The sequence below is a fragment of the Methyloceanibacter sp. genome (genome assembly GCF_051306395.1).
Classification (GTDB): domain Bacteria; phylum Pseudomonadota; class Alphaproteobacteria; order Rhizobiales; family Methyloligellaceae; genus Methyloceanibacter.
Window position 1 is genome coordinate 1 of sequence record NZ_JBPPND010000066.1, and the last position, 2,371, is coordinate 2,371.

The window sequence follows — 2,371 nt, forward strand, 5'->3', positions numbered from 1 at the left end:
GGCACAGGCATGCGGCAAAAGACATCGCATGCCTCACCCGACGGCCCACGCGTTACAGCGCAGGCGGGCGAACTGGAGACCCCCGAGGTTGGTCCGTTAGCCATGACGCGGTGATCCGGGCTTATCGGGAATTGTGCGTCCGAGATCGGCCCAGCTGTACCGCGCCACCTCGGGCGCCGCGTCCCTCACCCCGAGAGCAGACGGTCTGCAGCTCGCGTCCTCATGGACGAGGGATGCAGGCATTTTACCGCAGCTTTGGAGAGCGGGCATAAGGCGGGGATAGAGCTTCATCGTCATTCCGGCCTAAGCCGGACTCCAGACAAGCTCGCATAGCGCTCGCGATTCTGGACTCAGGGCGCAGCAGCGAAGTCCACGATCTGCTCGACGGTGAACGCCGGCATCTCCTCCGGCACATAATGCCCGGAGCCTTCTGCAATCTTATTGGTGATGTCGTCGCTCCTGCCTTCGAGCGCCTTGTACAAATGGCCGGCCACCGCGTGCTCGCCGCCCATGGTAAGAACCGGCATGGTGAGACGCTTGCCGGAAAGGCTGGCGACGAAATCGGCGTCCTCGAAAAGCGCGCGATAATAGTTGAAGCCCGCCGTCATGCCGCCGGGGGATGCATAGGCCTCGACATATTCGTCGACCGCCTCGTCCGTCATGACTTCCTTGCCGCCCGAGAGCAGCTTCATCATGGCGGTGAGATATTCGCGCTCGCGGCCTTCCGTGAGCATTTCCGGAAAGTCCTTGGCGATGTGGAAGCCGTAATGCCACAGGCCGCCCCGTGCCACGTCCATGTTCTCCGAGCCGGGCGGCATGCAGTCGATCAGGACCAGCTTCCTCACCAGGTCGGGCTGCGTGAGACCGAGAACGAACGCGGCCTTCCCGCCCATGTCGTGCCCGACCACGACGGCCGGCTCGTCTCCATTGAGATGCTTGATGAGACCGGCGACGTCCTTCGACAGTGTCTCTTTGTCGTAGCCCTTTTCAGTCCGCTCGCTCTTGCCCACGCCGCGAAGATCGGGCGCCACCACGGTGAAGTGCTCCGCCAGAGGCGGCATCAACTCCGCCCATTCGTACCAGGTCTGCGGCCAACCGTGCAGGAGCACGAGCAAGGGCCCCTCGCCCATCTGCACATAATGCATACGGATACCATTCACCTCGGCGAACTTGCTCTCGGCGCCATCCGGAAGGGACGCCGCGCGCGCCGCACTGGGCGCCGCGAACGCGAGGAGACTTAGAAGGCAGAGGAGGATAACGCGTCCAAGCATGGCTACTCCTTACGCGGCGCGGACCGCTATCACCGAAATGATGTCGTGCAGTTTAGTCTCGACAGGGGGTTCGCGCGCCGTGACATGGTGGCGTGCTCAGTCTCATCGGGCCCATCTTTACCGCGACGGATCTAAACGCCCTTGGCCGCAGCCCCCGCAATCAGCGCCAGCCAAGCCACGATGGCGGCCCAAAATGCGAAGTGGAGTGCGCCGTCCATGAGGCCGAGCACACCGAGCCCGTAGAGCACGATCGCCGCAACGCCTAAGACGACCGACGAGTGGAAGACGTATCGTGTTGGGGGTGTCAGCCGCATGCATGCCTCCTCGTCACAACGGGATGTTGTCGTGCTTCTTCCAGGGGTTCTCGACGTGCTTGTTGCGCAGCATCTGCAGCGCGCGGCAGATGCGCAGGCGCGTACCGCGCGGCGCGATCACCTCGTCGATATAGCCCCGCTCCGCCGCCACGAACGGATTGGCGAAGCGCTCCTGATAATCGTCGATGCGCTTCTTGACCTTCTCCGGGTCGCCGAGGTCGGCGCGATACAGGATCTCCACCGCGCCCTTGGCGCCCATCACCGCGATTTCCGCCGTGGGCCAGGCATAATTGATGTCGCCGCGGATATGCTTTGAGCTCATCACGTCGTAGGCACCACCATAGGCCTTGCGCGTGATGACCGTCACCTTCGGCACGGTGGCCTCGGTGAAGGCGAAGAGCAGCTTCGCCCCGTGCTTGATGAGCCCGCCATATTCCTGATCCGTGCCCGGAAGAAAGCCCGGCACGTCCACGAAGGTGACGATCGGGATCGAGAAGCAATCGCAGAACCGGACAAAGCGCGCCGCTTTGCGCGAGGCGTCCGAGTCGAGCACGCCGGCCAGCACCATGGGCTGGTTGGCGACGATGCCGACCGTGCGGCCTTCCATGCGGGCAAAGCCGGTGACGATGTTGCGGGCGAAGGTCTCCTGGATCTCGAAGAAGTCGCCCTCGTCCACGACCTTATGGATCAGCTCCTTGATGTCGTAGGGCTTGTTCGGATTGTCGGGGATCAGCGTGTCGAGCGACGGCTCGAGCCGGTCCCACGGGTCGCGCGTCGGCAGCTCCG

At 63.5% G+C, this 2,371-nt stretch carries 3 protein-coding genes; all 3 read right to left on the reverse strand.

Features of this window, described 5'->3' with window-relative positions:
- Positions 1 to 350: 350 nt before the first annotated feature.
- Complete coding sequence (locus ACSLE4_RS04020; protein ID WP_435903191.1) at positions 351 to 1,271, reverse strand: alpha/beta fold hydrolase; 921 nt, start codon at positions 1,269 to 1,271, stop codon at positions 351 to 353.
- A 131-nt stretch (positions 1,272 to 1,402) separates the two neighbouring features.
- A complete protein-coding gene (locus tag ACSLE4_RS04025; RefSeq protein WP_435903192.1) occupies positions 1,403 to 1,585 on the reverse strand; it encodes a hypothetical protein in 183 nt (60 codons plus the stop codon).
- Positions 1,586 to 1,598: 13 nt separating this feature from the next.
- Positions 1,599 to 2,371, reverse strand: a 773-nt coding sequence (locus ACSLE4_RS04030) for an acyl-CoA carboxylase subunit beta (protein ID WP_435903193.1), incomplete at its 5' end; no start/stop codon positions are given.